This window comes from Kitasatospora paranensis, from assembly GCF_039544005.1.
GTDB classification, from domain to species: domain Bacteria; phylum Actinomycetota; class Actinomycetes; order Streptomycetales; family Streptomycetaceae; genus Kitasatospora; species Kitasatospora paranensis.
This window is the reverse complement of the sequence record NZ_BAABKV010000001.1, coordinates 1199141-1223031: the sequence shown is the minus strand read 5'-3', so window position 1 is coordinate 1223031 and position 23891 is coordinate 1199141. Positions and strand designations below refer to the sequence as shown.

The 23891-nt window shown below is 75.0% G+C and carries 21 protein-coding genes and 3 pseudogenes; 13 read left to right on the top strand and 11 right to left on the bottom strand.

From position 1 onward, the window contains the following. Positions 1 to 16 precede the first annotated feature (16 nt). The 3 genes and pseudogenes from ABEB13_RS06215 (at position 17) to ABEB13_RS06205 (ending at position 1797) form a co-directional block, all read left to right on the top strand. Positions 17 to 813: pseudogene (locus ABEB13_RS06215) on the top strand (GNAT family N-acetyltransferase). Between the two features lie 79 nt (positions 814 to 892). Then, positions 893 to 1117, top strand: coding sequence for a translation initiation factor IF-1 (infA, locus tag ABEB13_RS06210; protein ID WP_345704631.1), 225 nt, complete (start codon positions 893 to 895; stop codon positions 1115 to 1117). 113 nt (positions 1118 to 1230) lie between these two features. After that, a complete protein-coding gene (locus ABEB13_RS06205) occupies positions 1231 to 1797 on the top strand; it encodes a DUF6529 family protein (RefSeq protein WP_345704630.1) in 567 nt (188 codons plus the stop codon). A gap of 45 nt (positions 1798 to 1842) precedes the next feature. Here ABEB13_RS06205 and ABEB13_RS06200 read toward each other — a convergent pair whose 3' ends face one another. From ABEB13_RS06200 to ABEB13_RS06185, 4 genes are all read right to left on the bottom strand, one after another. After that, positions 1843 to 2826 (bottom strand): hypothetical protein, encoded by a 984-nt coding sequence (locus ABEB13_RS06200; protein ID WP_345704629.1) that lies wholly within the window; start codon positions 2824 to 2826, stop codon positions 1843 to 1845. Continuing rightward, positions 2808 to 3209: a hypothetical protein gene (locus ABEB13_RS06195; RefSeq protein ID WP_345704628.1), complete on the bottom strand. Its 402-nt coding sequence runs from the start codon at positions 3207 to 3209 to the stop codon at positions 2808 to 2810. The genes ABEB13_RS06200 and ABEB13_RS06195 overlap by 19 nt, the downstream gene beginning before the upstream one ends. A 126-nt stretch (positions 3210 to 3335) precedes the next feature. Further along, positions 3336 to 5027, bottom strand: coding sequence for a M16 family metallopeptidase (locus ABEB13_RS06190; protein WP_345704627.1), 1692 nt, complete (start codon positions 5025 to 5027; stop codon positions 3336 to 3338). Positions 5028 to 5031: 4 nt separating this feature from the next. Continuing rightward, complete coding sequence (locus ABEB13_RS06185; protein ID WP_345704626.1) at positions 5032 to 6006, bottom strand: hypothetical protein; 975 nt, start codon at positions 6004 to 6006, stop codon at positions 5032 to 5034. 100 nt (positions 6007 to 6106) lie between these two features. Between ABEB13_RS06185 and ABEB13_RS06180 the strand changes: the two genes are divergently transcribed. Then, positions 6107 to 6679 carry a PadR family transcriptional regulator gene (locus ABEB13_RS06180; RefSeq protein WP_345704625.1) on the top strand — a complete coding sequence of 191 codons (573 nt, stop codon included), beginning with the start codon at positions 6107 to 6109 and terminating at the stop codon, positions 6677 to 6679. Positions 6680 to 6733: 54 nt separating this feature from the next. On the opposite strand, the gene ABEB13_RS06175 is transcribed toward ABEB13_RS06180, so the two are convergent. The 3 genes and pseudogenes from ABEB13_RS06175 to ABEB13_RS06165 form a co-directional block, all read right to left on the bottom strand. Next, complete coding sequence (locus ABEB13_RS06175; RefSeq protein ID WP_345709558.1) at positions 6734 to 7315, bottom strand: TerD family protein; 582 nt, start codon at positions 7313 to 7315, stop codon at positions 6734 to 6736. A 128-nt stretch (positions 7316 to 7443) separates the two neighbouring features. Continuing rightward, positions 7444 to 7689, bottom strand: coding sequence for a hypothetical protein (locus ABEB13_RS06170; protein ID WP_345704624.1), 246 nt, complete (start codon positions 7687 to 7689; stop codon positions 7444 to 7446). Positions 7690 to 7817: 128 nt separating this feature from the next. Further along, positions 7818 to 9407 (bottom strand): annotated as a pseudogene (locus ABEB13_RS06165) (PucR family transcriptional regulator ligand-binding domain-containing protein). Positions 9408 to 9559: 152 nt separating this feature from the next. Between ABEB13_RS06165 and ABEB13_RS06160 the strand changes: the two are divergent. The 3 genes from ABEB13_RS06160 (at position 9560) to ABEB13_RS06150 (ending at position 12397) form a co-directional block, all read left to right on the top strand. Next, the gene (locus tag ABEB13_RS06160) at positions 9560 to 10738 is read left to right on the top strand and encodes an 8-amino-7-oxononanoate synthase (protein WP_345704623.1); all 1179 of its coding nucleotides are present in this window, start codon (positions 9560 to 9562) and stop codon (positions 10736 to 10738) included. Positions 10739 to 10850: 112 nt separating this feature from the next. Continuing rightward, positions 10851 to 11708, top strand: coding sequence for an SMP-30/gluconolactonase/LRE family protein (locus ABEB13_RS06155; protein WP_345704622.1), 858 nt, complete (start codon positions 10851 to 10853; stop codon positions 11706 to 11708). Beyond that, on the top strand, positions 11705 to 12397 hold the full coding sequence (locus tag ABEB13_RS06150) for a histone deacetylase (protein WP_345704621.1): 693 nt from the start codon (positions 11705 to 11707) through the stop codon (positions 12395 to 12397). Before ABEB13_RS06155 ends, ABEB13_RS06150 begins: the two co-directional genes overlap by 4 nt. A gap of 7 nt (positions 12398 to 12404) precedes the next feature. Here ABEB13_RS06150 and ligD read toward each other — a convergent pair whose 3' ends face one another. After that, entirely contained in the window at positions 12405 to 13388 is a 984-nt protein-coding gene (gene ligD / locus ABEB13_RS06145; protein ID WP_345709557.1) for a non-homologous end-joining DNA ligase, read from the bottom strand. 80 nt (positions 13389 to 13468) lie between these two features. Here ligD and ABEB13_RS06140 point away from each other — a divergent pair, with 80 nt between their 5' ends. Next, positions 13469 to 14527: an ATP-dependent DNA ligase gene (locus ABEB13_RS06140; RefSeq protein WP_345704620.1), complete on the top strand. Its 1059-nt coding sequence runs from the start codon at positions 13469 to 13471 to the stop codon at positions 14525 to 14527. Positions 14528 to 14546: 19 nt separating this feature from the next. On the opposite strand, the gene ABEB13_RS06135 is transcribed toward ABEB13_RS06140, so the two are convergent. Together ABEB13_RS06135 and ABEB13_RS06130 are read right to left on the bottom strand one after the other, a co-directional pair. Next, positions 14547 to 15458 (bottom strand): bifunctional helix-turn-helix transcriptional regulator/GNAT family N-acetyltransferase, encoded by a 912-nt coding sequence (locus ABEB13_RS06135; protein WP_345704619.1) that lies wholly within the window; start codon positions 15456 to 15458, stop codon positions 14547 to 14549. Positions 15459 to 15504: 46 nt separating this feature from the next. Continuing rightward, on the bottom strand, positions 15505 to 16266 hold the full coding sequence (locus tag ABEB13_RS06130) for an SDR family NAD(P)-dependent oxidoreductase (RefSeq protein ID WP_345704618.1): 762 nt from the start codon (positions 16264 to 16266) through the stop codon (positions 15505 to 15507). 268 nt (positions 16267 to 16534) lie between these two features. Here ABEB13_RS06130 and ABEB13_RS06125 point away from each other — a divergent pair, with 268 nt between their 5' ends. The 5 genes and pseudogenes from ABEB13_RS06125 (at position 16535) to ABEB13_RS06105 (ending at position 22823) form a co-directional block, all read left to right on the top strand. Continuing rightward, positions 16535 to 17773 (top strand): cation:proton antiporter domain-containing protein, encoded by a 1239-nt coding sequence (locus ABEB13_RS06125; protein WP_345704617.1) that lies wholly within the window; start codon positions 16535 to 16537, stop codon positions 17771 to 17773. Between the two features lie 74 nt (positions 17774 to 17847). Next, the gene (locus tag ABEB13_RS06120; RefSeq protein WP_425559868.1) at positions 17848 to 19242 is read left to right on the top strand and encodes an inorganic phosphate transporter; all 1395 of its coding nucleotides are present in this window, start codon (positions 17848 to 17850) and stop codon (positions 19240 to 19242) included. Between the two features lie 230 nt (positions 19243 to 19472). After that, positions 19473 to 20501 (top strand): L-threonine 3-dehydrogenase, encoded by a 1029-nt coding sequence (gene tdh, locus ABEB13_RS06115; protein ID WP_345704616.1) that lies wholly within the window; start codon positions 19473 to 19475, stop codon positions 20499 to 20501. Positions 20502 to 20531: 30 nt separating this feature from the next. Next, positions 20532 to 21902 carry a glycine C-acetyltransferase gene (locus tag ABEB13_RS06110; protein WP_345704615.1) on the top strand — a complete coding sequence of 457 codons (1371 nt, stop codon included), beginning with the start codon at positions 20532 to 20534 and terminating at the stop codon, positions 21900 to 21902. A gap of 4 nt (positions 21903 to 21906) precedes the next feature. Then, positions 21907 to 22823, top strand: a pseudogene (locus ABEB13_RS06105) (LysR family transcriptional regulator). A gap of 52 nt (positions 22824 to 22875) precedes the next feature. Here the strand turns inward: ABEB13_RS06105 and ABEB13_RS06100 are convergent. After that, on the bottom strand, positions 22876 to 23865 hold the full coding sequence (locus ABEB13_RS06100) for an ABC transporter substrate-binding protein (protein WP_345704614.1): 990 nt from the start codon (positions 23863 to 23865) through the stop codon (positions 22876 to 22878). Positions 23866 to 23891 lie beyond the last annotated feature (26 nt).

Below are 23891 nucleotides of genomic sequence, written 5' to 3'. Positions count from 1 at the left end.
CGAGAGGCAGACACCGTTGAACACCGAACACTTCTCCGCGGGCACGACCGGGCACCCGGTCGACGTGACCCGCGTCGCGGAACAGCAGTGGCACGCACTGGCCGACGACCTGGTCGTCGGCCGCGGCGACGTGTCCGTCCGGCCCGACGGGCGGACGTTCCTCAGCATCGACGCCTGGCACCGCCCGGTCTTCGACCGGATTGCCGAGGCCGTACTGGCCGACCTGCCGACGCCGCTCCACACCGTCGTCGACGAGACCGACCACGACCTGCTGGCCGGCTGGCAGCAGGCCGGATTCACCGTCCGGCGCCGCGAGTGGGAGTACGTGGTGCCCACCGATCCGCAGCTCACCGGGCTCGGGCAGGGCAACCGCCGTCGGGCGTCACGATCGTGCCGGCCGGCGAGGCGGAGGAAGGCCCGCTGCGCGAGCTGGACGGCGCCCTCCGGGCGGAGGTCGAGGCCACCGTCGGATGGCAGGCCATGCCGGCCGAGATCCTGCCCCGCCCGCACGGGACCACTGTGCTGTACCCGTCGAAGTACGCGGTGGCCGTCGAGGACGGCCGTTACGTGGGGCTGGTCAGGGTGGCGCCGCTGACCAGGCAGCCACGGATCGGGCTGATCGCCGTTCGCGCCGGCCACCACCGCCGCGGCATCGCCCGGGCCCTGCTGGCCGAGGTGCTGGGCGCGCTGCACCGTTCCGGGACGGCCACGGCCTCGGCCGAGGTGAACGAGTCCAACCAGGCGGCGACAGCCCTGTTCGAGGGCATCGGCGCCCGGCGCACCGGCAGCAACCTGGAACTGGTGCGCCACTGACATCCCACCGGGCCGCCGTACCGGCGGCCTCCTCTCCCCTTCGCCGGCCTCACCGCCCCCGACCACAGAAATGAGACACATGCCGAGAACAGCACGAGGTATCGAAGTCGACGGCGTCGTCGTCGAGTGCCTGCGCAACGCCACCTTCACGGTGGAACTGCAGAACGGGCACAAGGTGCTCGCGCACATCAGCGGGAAGATCCGGAAGAACTACATCAAGATCCTCCCGTACGACCGGGTGCTGGTGGAGCTCAGCCCCTACGACCTCACCCGCGGCCGGATCCTCTTCCGCCACCGGACGTGACGGCGGCTCGCATGTGACGGAGCCGAACGGGCGCGGCTCCCGTCCCGTCACTCCCGTCCCCGCTCCGGTGCGTCGCGCACGGCACCGGAGCGGGGACGGGGCAGGCTGGCCACATGCACGGAACCGAGCGCTCCTCCGCCGCAGGGCGGATCATCCGCGTTGTCGAGGTCCTCCTGCCGATCGCCGTGGCCGGTGCCCTCTTCTGGTACGGCCGCGTCCACACCCCGGACTACTCCGGCGGCCTGTTCGGCGAGCGGGGCAACGACGCGCAGGAGCTGAAGGCCCGACTCGGCAGCGCACTGATGGCGCTGGCCCTCGTCCAGCTGGTGCTCGCCCTCTGGATCTACGGGAAGCTGCCCGGCGTGCGGGCGGCCTCGCGCGGCGTGCACCGCGCCCACCGGATCGGCGGTCTGGTCGCCTTCCTGCTCTCGCTGCCCGTCGCCTACCACTGCATCACGGTCTACGGGGTGCAGCTGGGCGACACCAGGGTCGCCATCCACTCCGTCGCCGGCTGTGCGCTCTACGGGGCGTTCGTGGCCAAGGTCCTCGTGGTCCGCCACCGCCGGCTGCCGGGCTGGGCCCTGCCCGTGGCGGGCGGCGCGCTGCTCTGCGCGATCGCCCTGCTGTGGTACACGGCGGCCTTCTGGTACCTGAACGGTCTGCAGGCACCCGGCCTGTGAGCCGCGGGCGCAGCCGCAGCCGCAGCTGTCGCCGCGGCCGCAGGCTCAGGCGAAGCGCGAGCTGCGCACCGGGCCCGAGGAGCGGACCCGGTCCCGAGGGCTGCTCGCCCAGGTCCCGGCCGCGGCGCGGGCGGCGAAGGCGGCCAGTGTCCCGTCCGGGTCGGCCGGTGTCTGCCCGTCGCTCTCCTGCGGAGCCGGATCGGCCGCCAGGATCGCCTCGGCCAGCTCCTCGGCCGAGCGCTCGTCGGGCTCCGACTGCTCCACCCCGCCGTCCTCGGTGAACTGCAGACCCGGCTCCCACGGGGCGACCACGGTCTGCACCAGCAGCGTGCAGACGTCGGCGGACGCGCCGGGCGGATCCGTCCAGCAGGTGGCGTGCTCGAAGAGCAGGTCGCCCGCCGCCCTGATGGTCAGCGCGGCCACCAGCGCGGGATCGCACGCGTTCAGGTCGTAGGCGACCACCAGCACGTCCGCTGCGCCCTGCTCGTCCGCGGTGCCCTGCTCGTACGGGGCGGCCGGAACGCCGAGCAGGCGGGCCGCCGCCAGGCCGAGCGCCCGGCTGCCCCGGTCCGGCAGCAGGCCGACGGAGGCGGGCTTGCGGCCGGTCGCCGCAAGGACGGTGCGCAGCCGCTCCAGGCCGTGCCGGCAGGAGCCGAAGTCGTCCTGCAGGTAGGCCCAGCGGCCGGTCATGCCCTGGTCGAAGCCCTGCGGTGCGAGGGTGGTGAGTACCCCGCCGGTCAGCACGTGGTGCCAGCCGCGCAGGTCCCGGTCGCCCGTCGGCGGCAGGGCGGCGGCACGCTCCAGCATCCGCCCGACCCGTCGGCCCGGCTCCACCCAGACGCCCTCGGGCGCCGACAGCGCGTCGAACACCTCCCGGGCGAGCTCGATCCGACCGCTCATCAGGGCGTTGTAGACCGTCAGGTAGCGGTCCGGCCAGTCGCCCAGCACGGCGTCGTGCTCACGCAGCACGGCCAGCGCCTCCTCGTGCCGCTCCTCGCGCTCCAGGGACGTCACCAGTTCCAGCAGCACCCGGCGGGGGTGATCTCCGGGTCGGGCTGCTGCCGCCTGGTCTTGCGGCGGAACAGGCCGGTGCGTTCCGGCGCGGCCGGTGCGGGCGGCGCCACCGCCAGCCGCAGGGCCTCCCGCAGAGCCGGGACGGCCAGGGCCGGGATGCCGCGCTCGACGCAGGCATAGCCGAAACGGTGGAGCCGGTAGGCCGAACCGGGTCGTGCCACCAGTGCTGTCGAGGCCTCGGAGAGGTCCGTGAAGCCGGCGCCCTCGGCCAACCCGGCCACCAGCGGCGCGATCTCTGCGGACGCGAGCTCGTCGGCGGCGAACCGCAGTGCCCGCATCGATCCCTGGGGGTCGCCGGACTCGAAGAGCTGCCAGGCCTTGGACAGTTGGGTGGTCATGTGTCTCCGGTGATCGGTGGATGTCGGGTCCCGAGGATGATCGCCGGAGGCCCGCTGCCCGGGCAACCGGATTTCGGCCGCCCGCCGAGCCCCCGCCGAGCCCTCCGTCACAGGCCCCCGCCGGTCTCAGCGTCGGGCGTGGATCCGGCGCACCGTGCGGACCGCCGTCAGCGGCCCCGCCGCCAGCAGCACGCCGATCGCGAGGGCGACCGCGACCGGGGTGTCCCCGGCGTTCCCCGCGGCCAGCGTCCCGAGCAGGCAGAGGAAGGCGACGCCCAGCAGCGGGTCCGAGGCGTTCACGAACCGGTCCGCGAGCGCGCCGTACCAGATGCCGCTCCGGACGCCGCCCCGGACGCCGCCCCGGGCCTTCCCGGCGGGCGGCTGCGGGATCCGGTCCGCGGAGCGGGCCGGGAGCGGCACCACGGCGGTGGGCGGCAGCGCCGCGTCGATCCGGGCGATCTCGCCTGCGGGGATCCCGTACAGCGTGGGCTCCACATCCACGGTGATCGCGTCCGTCCCGATGAGGCGGCGGGCGCCGTCCGGCAGGGTCAGGACGGCGGCGCACGCGTCGTAACGGACCGTCGCCTGCCCGTCGGGGCCGACCATGCTCACCCCGTCGTCGCCGATGACGATCCCGAAGCCCTCGCGGGCCAGGGACGGCCAGTGGCGCCCGGCCACCCGCTCCCCGGACGTGGTCGGTGCCGCATGGAAGCCGGCCCAGTCGGCGCTCGTCCCGGACGGTGTCATCAGCAGCGCGGCGTCCCACACCTCCCCGGCCACCCGGCGCATGTCGGCGACGGTCAGCGCCTCCACCGCGGCACGGGCCCGGTCGCGGTCGACGGCGGGACGGCCGAGCAGCAGATCCCGGGCCAGGCCCGGCAGTCCCGCGGCCTCCGTCTCGTGGCTGTTCAGCTCCTCCAGGGCCCGGTTGCGGACGGAGTCGAGCTCGGCCGGCTCGATCCGGCCCATCCGCAGGGCGGCGAGGACGTCCACGAACCCGCCGAGCACGGCCTCGCGCTTGGCCGGCAGCGCGTCCGCGACGGCGGTGACCACGGCGGACCCGCCGTCGCGCGGGCTGTAGTCCCCGGCCGCCTGGTAGGACAGGCCGCCCTCCTGGCGCAGCTCGCGGAACAGCGCCCGCCCGAGCAGGTCGGCGAAGACCTGCGCCGCCGTGCTGCGCTCGACCACGGCGTGAAGCACCACGCCGGCCTCCTCGCCGGTGAAGTACGCCGGGCTCTGCGGGAGCGCCGAGGTCGCCTCCGGTGCCGCCCGGCGCTCTCCCTCGGGCAGCGTCAGCGAGAGGCCCTCCGGCAGCTCGTCGGCGGTGATCCACAGCACGCAGTTCTGCCGGGTGAACCACTCCGCGGCCCAGTCGGTGACCTCCTCGGCGCCGATCCGGTGCAGGCCGAACTCGGGGAAGGCGAGCAGCCCGTACGACTGCGCGCCGTGGCGCCACAGCGGCAGCCGGCTGCCCGTTCCGCGGCCCGCCGCCTCGGTCCGCAGGATCTCCTTCTCGACGTCCAGCCGGTCCAGCGGCAGGTCGCGCAGGGCGGCGCATACCCCGTTCAGGTAGGAGACCACCTCGGCCGGGGTGCCCTGGACGAGGAAGTGCGTCTCGGTGGCCGCGGTCGCACCGTTGTAGTGGAAGTCGGCCAGGCCGTGCCGGTGCAGGGCCAGATGCTCGACGAGGTGGGTGATGCCGGCGGTCGCGAGCGTCTCGTCGGCGCGGCCGACCCGGAACATCAGACCGGCGCGCAGCGGGCCGCTCATCGGTGCGAGGACGGTCTCGATGCCGTCGACCTCGGTGTGCGTGACCATCGTGTCAGGCCTTTCTCGCAGCGGTGGCCAGGGCGGCGTCGCGGTGCCGCCGCCACAGGGCGTCCGGCTGTCCGGAGATGCTGTTCCAGGGGTACTCGGCGGCGAAGCGGCCCAGTGCCTCGAAGTGCGGTGCGGCCAGCTCGGGCTGGCCGGAGAAGCTGAACGCCGCGGCGAGATCGGTGTGCGCGGTGAGCCAGCACAGGTTCCGCTCGAAGTCCGGGTGCAGCACGGACGATTCGGCGGCCTCCGACAGGCTCTCCCGGACACCCTCGCGCCACCAGTAGGTGTGCTGCTCCGCGCCTCCGAGCGTGGCCCAGTGCTCCACGTGGGCCTCGACGGTGATCAGCGCGCCGAGTCCGCCGGGCTCCGCGCCGCGGCGGCACTCGTCGGCGAACGCGTGCGCGGCCTCCCAACTGCCGCCCCACTTGGGGCAGAGCTGCTGGAGCAGCTGGCTCTTGGCGGAGAAGTGGTGCGGCCGGTGCGTGGCCAGCCGGTCGTACCGCCGCCGGGCCTCGGACTGGCCGAGCCCCAGCCCGCGGGCGGTCATCAGCCGCAGGTGCCAGCCGAGGGCGTGCGACGGGTCCAGCGCCACGGCCTCGATCAGCAGCCGTTCGGCCTGCCGCAGATGGTCGTGGAACCTGTCGAACTGGGAGCGGGAGACGTGCTCGGCGGTGTAGCCCGAGCGGATGTCCCACCCCGTGAGGATGTGGTGGTAGGCCAGCAGCGAGCGCGGGAGGACGCCGTCCGGGCCGTCGCCCGCGGCGGCGAGCGCCTCGTCCAGCATGACCGTGACCCCGGTCGTCCCGGCCACCGTCCGGGCGGCGATCACCAGATCGTCCCCGTCGTCGAGCCCGGTCAGCGTGGTGCTGACGGTGTCCCAGTCCCGGCGCCGGGCTGCGGCGCGCAGGTGGGCCAGGTCGGGGAAGGCGACGACCAGGTCGTACACCGGCCCGGCGGGGAGCGAAGCGGCAGGAGGCATGCGGAGGATCATAGGACCATCGGTGATCGCGTCGCGCCGGGGTGTCGGCGACGCCCGCGCCCCGCCCGCGCCCGGCCGCGCACGTCCTAGGATCGGGCGCATGTCGCTGCCGCACGCCATCCTCACCGCCCTGCTGGAGCGACCCTCCTCGGGGCTGGAGCTGACGCGCCGTTTCGACCGGTCGATCGGCTACTTCTGGTCCGCGACGCACCAGCAGATCTACCGCGAGCTCGGGCGGCTGGAGAAGGACGGGCTGATCCGCGCGGTGCCGCAGCCGCCGAGCCGGGGCCGCCGCAAGGAGTACGAGGTGCTGCCCGCGGGCCGGGCCGCGCTGACCGGGTGGATCGCCCACGACCAGGACCCGAAGCCGATCCGCGACCCGCTGCTGCTGCGCCTGCGGGCCGCCGCCGCGGTCGGTTCCGGCGCGGAGCTCGGCGGGGAGCTGCGCCGCCACCTCGACCTGCACCTGCGGCAGCTGGCCGAGTACCGGGAGATCGAGGAGCGCGACTTCACCGCGCCGCAGGGCGGTGCGGAGCGGCGGATCCAGCACCTCGTCCTGCAGGCCGGGATCGGGCTGGAGACGTTCTGGGTGGAGTGGCTGCGGGCCGCCGCGGAGGTGCTGCCCGCCCCGGAGGACGGGCCGGACGGAACGGACGGAACGGACGGCGACTGAACGCGGTCGGGGCCGGGGCCGCCCGTCCGGGCGCGGCCCGGCCCCGACCTGCCGTCAGAGGTGCTGCTCGATGTCCGGGATGAGGTCCTGGAAGGTGCGGCCGTTGGTCGGCGCCCCGATCGCCGTCATCTGCCAGCCGCTGCCGGCGCGGGTCATCTTGGCCATGATCTGCGCCGTGTGCCGGCCGCCGCCGGTGAGCGTGTAGCGGGCGAGCTCCTGCCCGGTGGATTCGTCGACCAGCCGGCAGAACGCGTTCTCGACGTCCTGGAAGGTCTGGCCGGTGAAGGAGTTCACCGTGAAGACGATCTGGTCGACCTGAGCCGGGACCTTGCCCAGGTGCACGGTGATCGACTCGTCGTCGGCGCCCTGTCCGGCGCCGCCGGTGAGGTTGTCGCCGCTGTGCCGGACGGACCCGTCCGAGCTGTTCAGGTGCTGGAAGTAGACCACGTCGACGGGCTTGCGCCCGGCGAAGAGGACCGCGGAGGCGTCGAGGTCGATCTCCCGGGCCATCAGCTTGGCGAGGAAGCCCTTGCGCGGTGCGGCCTGCCAGCCGAGGCCCATCCGCACCACCTCCAGCGTGCCGCCGCCCGGCTTGCCGAGGTCGACCTTCTGGCCCTTGCCGAGGTTCACCGTCATGGAGTCCTTCACCCTGCCTTCCGTCGTGGCCGCCGTGCCGCCCGGGCCGGCCGTGGCGCCCCGCCCACTGCCTGCCTACCCCGGACCGGCGGCCGGGTATCACCAGGGAGGACGCGCGGGAGTCCGGTTCAGATCCCGTGGGCGGGGAGCAGGGCCAGCCGGTCGGGGTCGAAGACCATCCAGCGCGGCTCGCCGCCGCGGCGCAGCAGCCGCACCCTGCACCACCGGGTGCCGTCCTCCGCCCGCCACCAGGCGTTGATCCGGCCCACCGCCCAGCCGCCGTCCTCGAACCGCACCTCGACCGGCTGGTACACCCGTTCCACCTGGGTCTCCGGGGGTTCCCACCTGGTCCGCTCCGTCTGCACGCCGTCCACCGTCGTCCGCTCCCTGCTCGCCGTCGGTCGTCACCGAACTCTACAGCGATGTAGAGAGAACTCAGGGTGAAACCGCCGGGACGCTCCGAAGTGTCCGGGAGGCAGCCGCCCGCGGCGCCCGCGCCGGGTCACGGCCCGCGCTGCGCGTCGTGCGCGAGCAGCGCCACGTACAACGAGGTCAGCTGCTCCAGGTCGTCCAGTTCGATCCCGAGCAGCGTCTCTATGCTCTGCAGCCTGCGGTACATCGCCGGCCGGCTGACGTGCTGCTCCTGCGCGGCCAGCGACTTGTTCCGGCCCGTCCGCAGGTACGTCCGCAGCACGTCCAGCAGCTCCGGGCGGCCCAGCAGTGGGCCCAGCTCGCGGCCGATGAACGCCTGCAGCTCCGGCTCGTCCCGCAGCAGCCGGACCAGCCCGCGCAGCCGCACGTCCCGCAGCCGCGCGACCGGGCCCGAGGGCGGGCCGGCCAGGGCCGCGTCCGCGACGTGCACCGCCTCCAGGAAGGAGCGCCGCACCTCGTCCAGCACCTGGCAGCCGAAGCCCGCGCCGATCACCGCCGGGCCGCCGAGCGGGGCCAGCCGGGCCTGGAGCCGCGCGGCGAGCCGGTCGACCTCGGTGTCCGGGTCGCGCTCGGACGGGATGCTCAGCAGCGCGGCCACCGCGCCGTCCGGCTCCAGCCGGGCGACCAGGCCCGCGACCGCCTCCTCCTCCAGCGCCCGCCGCACGCTCGCGCAGAGCACCCCTCCCCGCCGACGCGGCGCACCACCACCGGGACGAACGTCCGGCGCTCCACCGGCAGACCCGCTGCCCGGAACCGCGGCAGCAACTGCTCCGGGCGGGCCGTCCCCGACGCCAGGTCGGCCAGCAGCGCCTCCGCCGCCTGGTCCTCCCAGCCGCGCTCCCAGCCGCGCACCGGGTCGGCCAGCAGCCGGTGCACCGCCAGCGCCTCCGCCGCCCGCCGGCCCAGCACCTGCCCGGTGTCCGCGCCGCCCTGGTGGCCGAAGAGCACGAGATGGCCCCACTGCCGGCCGCGGGCCTCCAGCCGGGCCACCGTCCAGCCGTCCGGACCGACCGTCACCGGCCCGTTCCCCAGCACCCGCGCCACCTGCCGGGACACCCGCTCCCAGTCCCGCAGCAGGTCGTCGAGCGCCCCGGCTCGCCCGCCGACGCCAGCACCCGGTGGGCCAGGTTCACCACCACGGCCGGGCAGCCCGCGTAGCCGGCGATCTCGTCCAGCAGGCGCTGCAGCGGCACCCCGACAGGTTGAGCGCGGACAGCGAGCCGCCCATCCGGTCCGACAGGTCCAGTGCCGCGAACCGCCCGTGCAGCAGACGGGCGTGCACCTCCTCCGTCAGCCGGGCGAACGGCGCCGGCCGGTGCAGCACCACCATCGGCAGCCCGCACCGCGAGGCCGCCCGGCGCATCGCCTCCGGTGTGGTGGCGAACGCGCGGCCCAGGCCCAGCACCACGGCCGCTGCCCCGGCCCGCTGCATCGACTCCACGTAGGCGACCTGGGCCCGCTCGTCGTCCGCCAGCAGCAGCCCGGTCGTCAGCACCATCTCACCGCCGGTCAGCATCACCGCGACGTCCGCCGCCTCCGCCACGTGCAGCCAGCGCACCGGCCGGTCCAGCCGCGCCGGGCAGGCCACCACCTCGGCTCCCCACGGTGCGACCAGCTCCAGTGCCAGCACGTCCCGCACGGTCAGTCGGCCCTCACCCACGGACGCTCCCCTCAGCCGGACCACCGTCGCCGGGGCCCGTCCGGCCCCGGGGCGGGGGAGTCTACGCGCAGCACAGCCGCCGCGCCGGGGCTCCGCGCCGTGTGCCCAGGCGCACGTTGCCGCCCCGCTCCCGGCCGTGCCAGAGTGCCGCCATGGTCCTCCCCGCCGCGCCGCAGCCGACCCGCACCCCGACCGCCGTCTTCGACTGGCTCGACGAGTCCGCCGACCTCCGGGCCCGGGCCGGACTCACCCGGACGCTGCGCAGCCGGCCCGCCGACGACCCCGTCCTGGACCTCGCGAGCAACGACTACCTCGGCCTCGTGCACCACCCCGCCGTCACCCGGGCGGCCGCCGACGCCGCGCTGCGCTGGGGCGCCGGCGCCACCGGCTCCCGGCTGGTCACCGGCACCACCGCCCTGCACACCGAACTCGAGGACGAGCTCGCGGAGTTCTGCGGCTTCGAGGCCGCTCTGGTGTTCTCCTCCGGGTACGCCGCCAACCTGGCCGCGCTCACCGCGCTGACCGACCCGGACACCCTGATCGTCTCCGACGCGTACAACCACGCCTCACTGATCGACGGGTGCCGGCTGTCGCGCAGCGACGTCCACCGCGCCCCGCACGCGGACCCGGCCGCCGTCGCCGAGGCCCTCGCCGGGCGTCGTCACCCGCGGGCGCTGGTCGTCTCCGACTCGGTCTTCTCGGTGGACGGCAACGCCGCCCCGCTGGCCGGCCTGTCCGCCGCCGCCCGGGCGCACGGCGCCGCGCTGCTGGTCGACGACGCGCACGGACTCGGTGTGGTCGGGCCGGGCGGCCGGGGCGCGCTCGCCGCCGCCGGACTCGCCGGCGAGCCGGACACCGTCGCCACCGTCACCCTCTCCAAGTCGCTGGGCTCCCAGGGCGGTGCCGTCCTCGGTCCGCGACGGGTCGTCAGGCACATGGTGGAGACCGCCCGCACCTTCATCTTCGACACCGGTCTCGCGCCGGCCGCGGCCGGCGCCGCCCTCGGCGCGCTGCGCCTGCTGCGCGCCGAGCCGCAGCGCGCGGACCGGGCCCGCGAGGTCGCGCACACCCTCGCCGCCCGGCTCACCGCCGCCGGACTGCACGCCTCCGCCCCCGACGCCGCGGTGGTGTCCGTCCGCGCCCCGGGCCCCGAGGCCGCCGTGCAGTGGGCCGCCGACTGCCGCACCGCGGGCCTCGCCGTGGGCTGCTTCCGCCCGCCGTCCGTCCCGGACGGCATCTCCCGGCTGCGCCTCACCGCCCGCGGGGACCTGACGGACGCCCAGATCGACGACGCCGTCCGGATCATCGCCGCGACCCGCCCGCAGGGCTGACGGGCGCCCTGGCCGGGGCCCGGCCCCGACACGCCGGTCCGGCCGGGCCACCGCCCGGGCCGGCCGCGGCGGGCCATCATGGATGCGCCGACTCCCCGACCGAGGAGCCCCCGTGCCCGAGCCTCCCGTGCCCCGCGTCCTGCTGGAGGGCCTCGTCCTCGGCGAGTCCCCGCGCTGGTACGACGGCCGGCTGTGGCTCTGCGACTGGGGCGCCGGCGAACTGCTCGCGGTGGACGCGGACGGCCACCGGGAGACCGCCGCGCGGATCGACGCCTTCCCGTTCTGCATCGACCCGCTGCCGGACGGCGCCCTGCTGGTGCTCGCCGGGAGTGACCGGCGCCTGCTGCGCCGCGCCCCCGACGGCACCCTCACGCCCCACGCCGACCTGCGGCCGCTCTGCGACCGGCCGTGGAACGAGGTCGCCGCGGCCGGCGGCGGCACCGCCTACGCCAACTGCATCGGCTTCGACCTGATGACCGGCGAGAAGCCGGCCGGCGGCATCGTGGCGCTGGTGGCACCGGACGGCTCGGCGCGGACGGTCGCCGACGACCTGGCCTTCCCCAACGGCATGGCCGTCACACCCGACGGCGGCACCCTGCTGGTCGCCGAGTCGTACGCCGCCCGGATCACCGCCTTCGACATCGCCCCCGACGGCGGCCTGACCGGCCGCCGGGTCTGGGCCGCCGTGGAGGGCTCGGCCCCGGACGGGATCGCGCTCGACGCCGAGGGCGCGCTCTGGTTCGCCGACGTGCCCAACCGCCGGTGCGTCCGGGTCCGGGAGGGCGGCGAGGTGCTGCAGACGGTGGACACCGACCGGGGCTGCTTCTCGTGCGCGCTCGGCGGCCCGGCGGCCGAGCCGCTGCTGTTCGTGACCGCCGCCGAGTGGCGCGGCACCGCCGGGGCGACCGAGGCCCGCACCGGCCGGCTGCTCGCCGTCCCGGCCCCGGCCCCGGCGGCGCAGCGGCCGTGAGCCCGGGGCCGGCCGGGTCCGGGGCGCCCCGCCGGCCCGACCCGGTGGCGCCCGCCGTCCGGCCGGCCGGCGGCCGGGTCTGGTACGCCGCCTACGGGTCGAACCTGCTCCGTGCGCGGCTCGGCTGCTACCTCGCCGGCGGCCGCCCGCCGGGTGCGGTCCGCAGCTACCCGGGCTGCCGCGATCCGCGGCCGCCGGCCGCCGACGTGCCCCTGCTGCTGGCCGGCGCGGTGTCCTTCGCGGGCCGCTCCGAGGTCTGGGGCGGCGGTCTGGCCGTGTTCGATCCCGACGCGCCGGGGGAGACGCCCGGCCGCGGGTACCTGCTGACCGTCCAGCAGGTCGCCGACCTCGCCGCGCAGGAGATGCACCGGGAACCCGGGAGCCCGCCGGACCTGGAGCTCGCCGCGGTGCTCGCCCCGGGCCGCTACCCCCGGGGGCCCGGCCGGTACGAGACGGCGGTGTGCTGCGGCATCCTCGACGGCCTGCCGGTGCTCACCCTGACGGCGTCGGGGCCGGACACCGCCGGGCCGCTCGCCGCACCGTCCGCGCGCTATCTCCGGATCCTGCTGGCCGGCCTGGCCGAGGCGCACGGCTGGCCGGCGGCCCGGGCGGCCGGCCACCTCGCCGGGCTGCCCGGCGCGGCCGGGCGGTGGACGGCGGCCGCGATCCTGGCCGCCTGCGCGAGCTGACCCGCGGTCACGCCTTGCGGGCCCGGCTCGGCTGGACGCGGGTCGGCTCGCCGGGCATCTTCGGATGGTCCGGCGGGTACGGCAGGTCGCCGGAGTCCTGACGGGCGAACAGCTCCAGCAGCGGTTCCAGATCGAAGGCGTGCTCGTCGAGGTCCGCGTGCAGGTCGCCGACCTCGGCGAACCGCTTGGGCAGGGTGCGCAGGTCGAAGTCGGCGGGCACGACGTCGTCGAGCTCCTCCCAGCGCAGCGGCGCGGAGGCGGTCGCCTCCGGCCGGGCCCGCAGCGAGTAGGGCGAGGCGATGGTGCGGTCGCGGGCCATCTGGTTGTAGTCGACGAAGATGGCCTCGCCGCGCTCCTCCTTCCACCAGGCGGTGGTGACCCGGCCCGGCATCCGGCGCTCCAGCTCGCGGCCCAGCGCGATCACCGCGTGCCGGCAGTCGGTGAACGTCCAGCGCGGCTCGACCGGCACGTAGATGTGCAGGCCCCGCCCGCCGGAGGTCTTCGGCCAGCCGCGCAGCCCGTACTCCGCCAGCAGGGCGCGCAGTTCGTGGGCGGCGCGGACGGCGTCGCGGAAGTCGGTGCCGGGCTGCGGGTCGAGGTCGATCCGCAGCTCGTCGGGGTGCTCGGTGTCGGAGCGCCGCACCGGCCACGGGTGGAAGGTCAGACAGCCCAGGTTGGCCGCCCACAGGACGGCGGCCTGCTCGGTCGGGCAGATCTCGTCGGCGCTGCGGCCGCTCGGGAAGGCGATCCGGGCGGTGGGCAGCCACTCCGGCAGGCCCTTCGGGGCCCGCTTCTGGTAGAAGAACTCGCCCTCCACGCCGTCCGGGAAGCGCTGCAGGGTGGTGGGCCTGTCCCGCAGGCCGCGCAGCACGCCGGGAGCGACCGCGAGGTAGTACTCGGCGACGTCCCGCTTGGTGAAGCCGCGTGCCGGGTAGTAAACCTTGTCCGGGTTCGACAGCCGCACCGTGCGGCCGTCCACGTCCAGTTCCACCGCTGAGGCCATACCCCCACGCTAGGCTCGGCCGCCCGGTCCGGCGCGCGGACGCCGCCCGGTCCGGTGACGATCGGTCCATGGACCTTCCCGTGATGCCGCCGGTCAAGCCGATGCTCGCCAAGACGGTGCCCGACATCCCGCCCGGCATGCAGTACGAGGCGAAGTGGGACGGCTTCCGCGCCGTGGTGTTCCGGGACGGCGACGAGGTCGAGATCGGCAGCCGCACCACCAAGCCGCTCACCCGCTACTTCCCCGAACTGGTCGCGGCCTTCCGGCGCGAGCTGCCCGAGCGCTGCGTGGTGGACGGCGAGATCGTGATCGCCCGGGAGGGCCGGCTGCGCTTCGAGGAACTGCTGGAGCGGATCCACCCGGCCGCCTCCCGGGTGAACACGCTGGCCGAGCGGACCCCGGCCTCCTTCGTCGCGTTCGACCTGCTGGCGCTCGGCGGCGACGCCCTGGACGGCCGGCCGCTGGCCGAGCGCCGCGCCGCGCTGGAGGGCGCGCTCGCCGACGCCGCCGCGCCCGTCCACCTGGCCCCCGCCTCCACCGACCTGGCGACCGCCCGCGGCTGGTTCTCCCGCTACGAGGGCGCCGGGCTGGACGGTGTGGTGGCCAAGCCGCTGGACGCCCCCTACGCGGCCGGTGAGCGCACCCTGTTCAAGATCAAGCACAAGCGGACGGCCGACTGCGTGCTGGCCGGTTACCGCGAGCACAAGAGCGGCCCGGTCGTCGGCTCGCTGCTGCTCGGCCTGTACGACGGCGAGGGGCACCTCCAGCACGTCGGGGTGTCGGCCTCCTTCCCGATGGCCCGCCGGCGCGAACTGGCCGAGGAGCTCGAAGAACTCCGGATGACCGACCTCGCCGGCCATCCCTGGGCCGCCTGGGCCGACGAGAGCGCCCAGGCCGCCGCCCGGCTGCCCGGCGCCGTCAGTCGGTGGACGGGCACCAAGGACCTCTCCTGGGTGCCGCTGCGCCCGGAACGGGTGGTCGAGGTCGGCTACGACCACATGGAGGGCACGCGTTTCCGGCACACCACGCAGTTCCAGCGCTGGCGGCCGGACCGCGAGCCGGCGAGCTGCACCTACGAGCAGCTGGAGGAGCCGCTCTCGTACGACCTCGGGGAGATCCTGCGCTGACCGCCGAACGGCGGCCGGTTCAGCCGTCGGCCCCGGGGGTGCCGTCGAGGTGCTTCTCGAACCAGTGGTGGGCGTAGGGCTCGTCGTTGAAGGCCGGCACCTCGCGGTACCCGGCGGCGCGATAGAGGCCGATCGCCTCGGTGAGGGCCCGGTTGGTGTCCAACCGGAGGGTGCGCAGGCCCTCGGCGGCCGCCCGGGACTCCAGTGCGCCGAGCAGCCTGCGGCCGAGGCCGAGCCCGCGGACGGCGGGCGAGATCCACACCCGCTTCACCTCCGCCCAGCCGGTGCCCTCCCGCCGGAACTTGAGCGCCCCGCAGCCCACCGGCTCGCCGTCCAGGCCGGCGACCAGCAGCAGGCCCGCCGGTGCGGTGATGTCGGCGTCGTCGACGGGCCGGGCCAGCCGTGGGTCGAAGCCGCCGTCGAGGCGCCCGGCGAGCTCGGCGGCGTAGGCCTGCAGGCAGTGCCGGGCCGCCGGGTCCCCCGGATCCGTGACCCGGATCTCCAGCCGGGAGGCGGCGAGCAGGCGCTCGACCTCGGCCATCGCGCCGACCAGCCGGGTGCGCTGAGCGGGCGCGAGCGGGGCCAGGATCGCCGCGGCCAGCTCGTCGGAGGAGCGGTCGAGCCCGGCCCGTTCGGTCCGGCCGGCGGCGGTGAGGCGCACGGTGCGGACCCGGCCGTCGGACCCGCCGGCCTCGACCTCGATCAGGCCGTCGGCCTCCAGGGCGCGCAGCAGGCGGCTGAGGTAGCCGGAGTCCAGCGCGAGCCGGGCGCGCAGCGACCGGACGTCGGCGCCGTCCTCGCCGATCTCCCACAGCAGCCGGGCCTGGCCGAGCGGCCGGCCGCGGGCGAGGTACGCGTCGTCCAGGGCGCCGATCCGCTGGGCGACGGTGCGGTTGAAGCGCCGGACCTGGGCGATCATCAACGGTTCCATTCTCTGACCTTAGTCAGAGATATCCCCGGAGGCCAGTGCCCGCCTGCTACTGCGCGGTGAAGCCGCCGTCGGCGGCCAGCGCGGCGCCGGTCACGAAGCGGGCGTCGTCGCCGAGCAGGAAGACCACGAACGCGGCGACCTCGTCCGGGTCGGCCACCCGGCGGGCCGGATTGGGGGCCTCCGTGCGGAGCTTGCCCACCGGCGGGGCGCCGAGCAGCCGCCGGTACAGCGGGGTGTCGACGTTGCCCGTCACCAGCGCGTTGACCCGCACCCCGCGGTCGGCGTTCTCCAGCGCCGCGGCCCGGGTCAGCCCCACCACGGCGTGCTTGGCGGCCGTGTACGCCGCCATCCCGGGCACCCCGACCACCCCGGCCAGCGAGGCGTTGTTGACGATCGACCCGCCGCCCGCCGCCAGCAGGGCGGGGATCTGGTGCTTGAGGCCGTAGAACACGCTGGTGAGGTTCTGGTCCAGCTCGGCCTGCCAGCGGGCGTCGTCGATCGCCGGGAGCGGGCCGGTCGGCGAGGTGCCCCCGGCGTTGTTGAACACGCCGTCCAGCCGCCCGAACTCCCGCACCGCCGTCGCCACCAGCCCAGCGGCCTCGCCCTCCAGCGTGACGTCCGCGGCCGCGAACACCGCCCGCCCGCCGGCCCGGCGGATCTCCGCGGCGACCCGTTCGCCGGCTGCCTCCCCGCGGGCCGCCAGCACCACGGCCGCGCCCTCCGCGGCCGCCCGGACGGCCACCGCCCGTCCGATCCCGGAGCTGCCCCCGGTCACCAGCACCACCTTCGCGTCCAGCCGAGCCGTCACGCCGCCCCCTCCACCCGGTCGGTCGCCGCCCGGCCGGGGTGCCGGCGCGGCGCGGTCCCCATTCCACCAGCGCGGCCGCCCGCCGCGCCGCCGCCGCGCAGGCGCACCGCCGCCGGACCCCCGCCTGTCCGACAAGCGCCGGGTGCCTGCACACCGGTGAAACCGGCCGCGCCGGCCGCGCCGCCGCGCCCTCCCGGCGCCCGCCCGCCCTACCATCGGGGCACCCACCCACCGTCCGGTCGCGCGCCGGGGAGAGACAGGTACGCGCGTGGTCGCCCTGGTCGTGGGCATGGGAACGCTGTTCGCCTGGGCCCTGGTGGCGGGCCGGCTGGCCCGCTGGAGCATCACCGCGCCGGTCGCGATGACCGCCGCCGGGGTGGCCCTGACCGTGGGCCCGAACCCGCCGGTCTTCATCAGCCTGACCACCTCGGACGCCGAGCGTGCGGCCGAGATCATCCTCGCGGTGCTGCTCTTCACCGACGCCACCGATGTCCCCGCGGGGGTCGTCCGCGGTCAGCGCGGTCTGTTGACCCGGCTGCTGGTGTTGGCCCTGCCGCTGACCCTGGCCGCCGGGGTGCTCGCGGGCGGGCTGCTGTTCCCCGGCGGCCGGTGGTGGACGGCCGCGCTGTTCGCCGCGGTGACGGTGCCCGTCGACTTGGCGCCCGCCGCCGAGCTCATCCGCGACCGCCGGCTGCCGTCCTGGCTGCGCGGGGTCCTGACGGTCGAGAGCGGGCTGAACGACGGCATCGTCGCCCCGGTCTTCCTGCTCTGCCTGGCCGGCGTCGAGGCGCACGGCGGCAGCCCGGGGTCGGCCGACGCGGTGGGGGACGCGTTCGACTCGCTGCTGTGGGCCCTGCTGGCCGGCCTGCTGGTCGGCAAGCCCGGCGGGTGGCTGCTGCGCCGGGCCTGGGAGGCGGGCTTGACGCGGGAGTCCGCCGTCCGGCTCGGCATCCTCGCCCTGCCGCTGACCGCGTACGGATTGGCGATCGTGCTGGACGGCAACGGCTTCGTCGCCGCGTTCGTCGCCGGGCTCTTCTTCACCCCGGACTCCCGGGCCCTGCCGCCCAAGGCCCTGCACCTGGTGGAGGACGTCGGGACGCTGCTGTCGCTGGCGCTCTGGTTCGTCTTCGGGGAGCTCGTCACCCAGGCCTTCACCGGCGACTTCGACGGGCGCGTGGTGGCCTACGCCGCCCTCACCCTGACCGTGGTGCGGGTCGGGCCCGTCCTGCTCTGCCTGGTCGGCAGCGGCCTGGACCGCACGGACCGGCTGCTGCTCGCCTGGCTGGGCCCGCGCGGCCCGGCCTCCATCGTCTTCGGCCTGCTCGCCTTCGTGGCCCTCGCCCCCGTCGACCCGCACGCCGCCGACCTGGTCGGCCAGGTGATGGTGATGACCGTGCTGGTGAGCCTCGTCCTGCACGGTCTCACCTACGGCCCGGTGGCCGCCCGGTACGCGCGGGCCAGGGCCCGGGCAGCGGGCCCGCAGCCCGGCACTGGTCCGATCGGATGACGGCCCTGCGCCACCCGGGAAGGCCGGGTGTCGCAGCGCCGGGTCCGTCCGGACGGCGGGTTAGGTTCGAGCACGTGACCGGCAACGACGCGGTCCTGGCGTTCGTGGTCGTCACCGCGCTGGGCTTCGACTTCACCAACGGCTTCCACGACACCGGCAATGCCATGGCCACCTCGATCGTCACCGGGGCCCTGCCGCCGCGTGTCGCGGTCGCCGTCTCGGCCGTGCTGAACCTGGTGGGGGCGTTCCTGTCGACCGCCGTCGCGGCGACCATCGCCAGCGGCCTCGTCGACAGCCAGGACGTGACCCTGACCGTGGTCTTCGCCGGGCTCACCGGCAGCATCCTGTGGAACCTGGCCACCTGGTACCTCGGGATCCCCTCCAGCTCCTCCCACGCGCTGATCGGCGGCGTGGTCGGGGCCACCATGGCGGCGGCCGGCACGTCGGCCGTGAAGTGGCAGGGCCTGGTCTCCAAGGTGATCGTGCCCGCCGCGCTGTCCCCGTTCATCGCCGGTGCGGTCGCCGCGGTCGGCACCTACCTGGTCTACCGCCTCACCCGCGGCGTGCCCGAACGCCCGCGCGGGCACGGCTTCCGGATCGGCCAGGTCGGCTCGGCCTCCATGGTCTCGCTCGCCCACGGGACGAACGACGCGCAGAAGACCATGGGTGTCATCACCCTGGCGCTGATCGCCAACGGCACGCTGCAGTCCGGTGCGACCGCCCCGGCCTGGGTGATCACCTCCTGTGCGGTGGCGATCGCGCTGGGCACCTACATCGGGGGCTGGCGGGTGATCCGGGCGCTGGGCAAGGGGCTGGTGGAGATCGAGTCGCCCCAGGGGATGGCCGCCGAATCGGCCTCGGCCGCGGTGATCCTCTCCTCCACCGACTTCGGCTACTCGCTGTCCACCACCCACGTGGCCACCGGGTCGATCCTGGGCACCGGGGTCGGGAAGAAGGGCGCCGCGGTGCGCTGGCACGTGGCCCGGCGGATGGTGGCGGCCTGGCTGCTCACCCTGCCGGCCGCCGCCGGGGTCGGCGCGCTCGCCTACTGGACCGCGCACGGGATCGGCGGGACGCCCGGGGTGGTGGTGATCTTCACCGTGCTGGTGCTGGCGGCGATCGCGTTCTTCCTCGCCTCCCGCCGGCCCGCGGTGACACCGGAGAACGTCAACGCCGCATGGACGGGATCGGTGCTGCCGGCAGCGGAGTCGGAGGGCGGCGCCGTGAACTCCTGGATCAACCTCGACGCGCTGTGGAAGATCGTCCTCGTCGGCATGCTCGCCGGCGCGGGCCTGCCCGCGCTGTTCGCGATCGGCCTGCGGGCGCTCAACCCGCCGGCCCGGGCCGCCGAGGCGGTGTCCGACCGCCCCACGGCCGGACCGGTCGGGTACGTCCTGGCCGTGCTGTGCTTCGCCGTGGTGCTCGCGGCGATCGGCTGGGGCATCGCCGTCATCGTCAACCACAGCTGACCCGCCGGCAGGCCGGCCGGTCGTGCCCGGTAGCCCGTCCGGGTGGGCTTGGGCACGTCGTCGGGGCGTCGGGGCGCCGCTCGGGCACGATCGTGAAGCCCAGCTGCGACCTCCGTTAAGAATTCCTCGATGGACCGCACCCACTCTGACCAGGCAGATTGCAGTGTGCCCGGCGAGGCAGGGGTTGCACCGCCGGGCCACCAGTCGTTCGTGCGTCAGGAGCGCTCGCCGTGAAGGCACTCGTCAAGCAGAAGGCCGAGCCCGGGCTCTGGCTGATGGACGTCCCCATGCCGGAGATCGGCCCCGCCGACGTGCTGATCAAGGTGCTGCGCACCGGCATCTGCGGCACCGACCTGCACATCCGCTCGTGGGACGGCTGGGCGCAGCAGACCATCACCACGCCGCTGACGCTCGGCCACGAGTTCGTCGGCGAGGTGGCCGAGATCGGTGCCGCGGTGACCGATGTCGCCGTCGGCGACCTGGTCAGCGGCGAGGGGCACCTGGTGTGCGGCAAGTGCCGCAACTGCCTGGCCGGCCGCCGCCACCTGTGCCGCAACACGGTCGGCCTGGGCGTCGGCCGCGACGGCGCGTTCGCCGAGTACGTGGCGCTGCCCGCGTCCAACGTGTGGGTGCACCGCGTCCCCGTCGACCTCGACGTGGCGGCGATCTTCGACCCGTTCGGCAACGCGGTGCACACCGCGCTCTCCTTCCCGCTGGTCGGTGAGGACGTGCTGATCACCGGCGCGGGCCCGATCGGCATCATGGCGGCGGCCGTCGCCAAGCACGCCGGCGCCCGCAACGTGATGATCACCGACGTGTCGCCGTACCGCCTCCAGCTGGCCGAGAAGGTCGGCGTGACGCTGGCGCTGGACGTGTCGCGGCACACCATCGAGGAGGGCCAGCAGCGGCTGGGCCTGCGCGAGGGCTTCGACGTCGGGCTGGAGATGTCCGGCCGCGCCGAGGCCATGCAGTCGATGATCGCCAACATGACGCACGGCGGGAAGATCGCCATGCTCGGCCTGCCGGCGAACGACTTCGCGGTGGACTGGGCGCGGATCGTCACCTCCATGATCACCATCAAGGGCATCTACGGCCGCGAGATGTTCGAGACCTGGTACGCGATGTCGGTGCTGCTGGAGGGCGGCCTCGACCTCGGTCCGGTGATCACCGGCCGCTACGCCGCCGCCGACTACCAGGCCGCCTTCGACGAGGCGGCGAGCGGCAACTGCGGCAAGATCATCCTCGACTGGACCGTCTGACCCGCGACCCCCTGACCTAGGAGTCCTTCCGTGTTCGACAACGTCCGCGACGACCTCGCCGCCACCCTGGACGAGATCCGCGAGGCCGGCCTCTTCAAGCCCGAGCGCGTCATCGGCAGCCCGCAGTCCGCCCAGGTCAGCGTCAGCTCCGGCAACGGCGGCGAGGTCCTGAACTTCTGCGCCAACAACTACCTGGGCCTGGCCGACCACCCGGCCGTGGTCGCCGCCGCCAAGGACGCCCTCGACCGCTGGGGCTACGGCATGGCGTCCGTCCGCTTCATCTGCGGCACCCAGGACGTCCACAAGCAGTTGGAGGAGCGCCTCTCGCACTTCCTCGGCCAGGAGGACACGATCCTCTACTCCTCCTGCTTCGACGCCAACGGCGGAGTCTTCGAGACCCTGCTCGACGAGCGCGACGCGGTCATCTCCGACGCCCTCAACCACGCCTCGATCATCGACGGCATCCGGCTCTCCAAGGCCCGCCGCCACCGCTACGCCAACCGCGACCTGGCCGACCTGGAGCAGCAGCTCAAGGACACCCAGGACGCCCGCCGCCGGCTGATCGTCACCGACGGCGTCTTCTCCATGGACGGCTACATCGCCCCGCTGCGCGAGATCTGCGACCTCGCCGACCGGTACGACGCCATGGTGATGGTCGACGACTCGCATGCGGTCGGCTTCGTCGGACCCACCGGCCGCGGCACCCCCGAGCTGCACGGCGTGATGGACCGCGTCGACATCATCACCGGCACCCTGGGCAAGGCCCTCGGCGGCGCCTCCGGCGGCTACGTGGCGGCCCGCCGGGAGATCGTCGCCCTGCTGCGCCAGCGCTCGCGCCCGTACCTGTTCTCCAACTCGCTCGCGCCGGTGATCGCCGCGGCCTCGCTGACCGTGCTGGACCTGCTGGAGCGGTCCGGCGACCTGCGCGAGCAGCTGGCCGCCAACACCGAGCTGTTCCGCCGGCGGATGACCGAGGAGGGCTTCGAGATCCTGCCCGGCGAGCATGCCATCGCCCCGGTCATGATCGGCGACGCCGCCGAGGCCGGCCGGCTCGCCGAACTGCTGCTGGAGCGCGGCGTGTACGTGATCGGCTTCTCGTACCCGGTGGTGCCGCACGGCAAGGCCCGGATCCGGGTCCAGCTCTCCGCCGCCCACTCCACCGCCGACGTCGAACGCGCCATCGCCGCGTTCGTCGACGCGCGCGCCGCGATGGGCGCGTCCGCGGGGAGTGACCGACCAGGCGCGGCCCCACCCTCACCGCGCCCTCCCGGGGGCATCCGCCCCCCACGAGCCGCCGGCCCGGCACCCCCTTCCCGGGCCGGCGGCTCCCTGTGCGCGCCCCCGCTCGGGACGGCCGTCGGCGGCCCGTCCGGAGCGGCGGCCGCACGCTGGCAGAATTGACCCCGTGATCGACGCACGACGGTTGCGGACCCTGCGGGCCGTGGCCGACCACCGCACCGTGACGGCCGCCGCGGCCGCGCTCTACCTCACCCCTCGGCGGTCTCCCAGCAGCTCGCGGCCTTGGAGCAGGAGACCGGCCACCACCTGCTGGCCCGGGACGGCCGCGGCGTCCGGCTGACCGCGGCCGGCGAGATCCTGCTCGGTCACGCGGACGCGGTGCTGGCGCAACTGGAGCGCGCCGAGGCCGACCTGGCCGCGTACAGCGACGGTGTCGCGGGCGAGGTCACCGTCGCCGCCTTCGCCACCGGCATCGCGCTGGTGCTGGCCCCGGCCCTCACCGACCTCGCCCGGACGGCACCCGGGGTGCGGCTGCGGGTTCGGGACGCCGAGGGCGACGCCAGCCTGCCGATGCTGCTCGACGGTCAGGCCGACCTGGCGGTGGCGGTGGAGTACCGCGGCGCACCGCAGGCCGACGACCGGCGGATCACCCGCGTCCCGCTGTACGCCGAGCCGTTCCGGGCGGTCCTGCCGCTGGACCACCCGCTGGCCGCGGGCGACGGCCCCGTGGCGATGGCCGCGCTGGCCGCCGAGACCTGGATCGGTCCGTACCCGGGAAACCCCTGCCACGACGTGGTGCTGCTGGCCTGCGAGCACGCCGGCTTCCAGCCCCGGCTGGTGCACTCCTCGGACGACTTCAGTGCGGTGGTCGCGCTCGCCTCTGCCGGTGCGGGGGTGGCGCTGGTGCCCCGCTCGGCGCTGCGCGGCACCGATCTGGCCGCCGTCGCCGTCCGCCCGGTGGACAGCGAGCTCGCCACCCGCAAGGTCTTCGCCGCCGTCCGGGCCGGCGCCGAAGGGCACCCGCTGATCGCCCCGGTGCTCACCGCGCTGACCGGCGCGGCCCGCGGCCTGGCCGAGGGCTGACCGGGCGCCGGGCCGTGCGCGGCCGTCCTGCGCGGCCGTCCTGCGGCCGGGCTCAGTCGGTCTTGGGCAGGCCGGGCGGGTTGATCTCGGAGGTCGTGACGGCCTCCTTCTCCAGGCCCCACCGCTTGAGCACCTGGCCGTAGGTGCCGTTCCGGATGATCTCGTCGATCGCCGCCTGCAGCGCCTTCACCAGGCCGTTGTCCTTCCGGGTGGTCGCCGCGATCTTGCCGAGCACGTCGGCGCCGCCGCCGGAGTAGGTGCCGATGACCTCGGTCTGCCCGACCTGTGCGGCATGGAACGCCTCGGTGGGGTTGGGGCCGAGCCAGGCGTCGATCCGGCCGGACGACAGCGCCAGGTAGTAGTCGGAGGAGTTCTGGTAGTACTTGATGGTCACGGGCTTGAGCCCGGCCTTGACGTTCTGTTCGTTCCAGGCGATCAGCACCTTCTCCTGGTTGGTGCCCGAGGACGTGCCGATGGTGCGGCCCGCCACGTCCTTGGGCCCGGTGACCTTCCAGCTGCCGCCCTTGCGCGCCTCGAAGCCGAGGATGTCGAGGCGGTAGGTGGCGAAGTCGTACTTCTCCTTTCGGGCTTCGGTGACGGTGATGTTGGTGAGCCCGACGTCGTACTTGCCGCTGTCGAGGCCGACGAAGACGTTCTCCCAGGAGACCGGGTTGAGTTCGACCTGCAGGCCCAGCACGTTGCCGAGGAGATGGGCGATGTCCGGCTCGGCGCCGATGATCGTCCTGTCGTCGGTGGCGTGGAAGTCCAGCGGGGGGACGGTGCCGAGGTTGTCCACGACCTGGAGGGTGCCCCGCTTTCTGATCTCCTCCGGGACGAGGGCCGCGACGGCGTCCACCTTCGGGGTGGTGATGCGGTGCTGATCGGGTGTCAGATTGATCGTGGTGCCGTTCGGTGCGGCACTGCCGGCGGAGCCGGCGAGTTGCGCGGCGGCGTCTGCGCCGGAGCCGCAGGCGGTGAGCAGCAGCGAGCCGGCGAGCAGGGCGGAGGCGGCGGCGATGAGGGTGCGCGGGGAGGTCGGCACGGTGGACTCCTCTTTCGGGCGGGGCT

Excerpts from the sequence above, each read along its gene's own strand:
- infA (WP_345704631.1), top strand. The coding sequence starts at position 893 with ATGCCGAGAACAGCACGAGGTATCGAAGTCGACGGCGTCGTCGTCGAG.
- ABEB13_RS06205 (WP_345704630.1), top strand. The coding sequence starts at position 1,231 with ATGCACGGAACCGAGCGCTCCTCCGCCGCAGGGCGGATCATCCGCGTT.
- ABEB13_RS06195 (WP_345704628.1), bottom strand. The coding sequence starts at position 3,209 with ATGACCACCCAACTGTCCAAGGCCTGGCAGCTCTTCGAGTCCGGCGAC.
- ABEB13_RS06190 (WP_345704627.1), bottom strand. The coding sequence starts at position 5,027 with ATGGTCACGCACACCGAGGTCGACGGCATCGAGACCGTCCTCGCACCG.
- ABEB13_RS06185 (WP_345704626.1), bottom strand. The coding sequence starts at position 6,006 with ATGCCTCCTGCCGCTTCGCTCCCCGCCGGGCCGGTGTACGACCTGGTC.
- ABEB13_RS06180 (WP_345704625.1), top strand. The coding sequence starts at position 6,107 with ATGTCGCTGCCGCACGCCATCCTCACCGCCCTGCTGGAGCGACCCTCC.
- ABEB13_RS06175 (WP_345709558.1), bottom strand. The coding sequence starts at position 7,315 with ATGACGGTGAACCTCGGCAAGGGCCAGAAGGTCGACCTCGGCAAGCCG.
- ABEB13_RS06160 (WP_345704623.1), top strand. The coding sequence starts at position 9,560 with ATGGTCCTCCCCGCCGCGCCGCAGCCGACCCGCACCCCGACCGCCGTC.
- ABEB13_RS06140 (WP_345704620.1), top strand. The coding sequence starts at position 13,469 with ATGGACCTTCCCGTGATGCCGCCGGTCAAGCCGATGCTCGCCAAGACG.
- ABEB13_RS06135 (WP_345704619.1), bottom strand. The coding sequence starts at position 15,458 with ATGGAACCGTTGATGATCGCCCAGGTCCGGCGCTTCAACCGCACCGTC.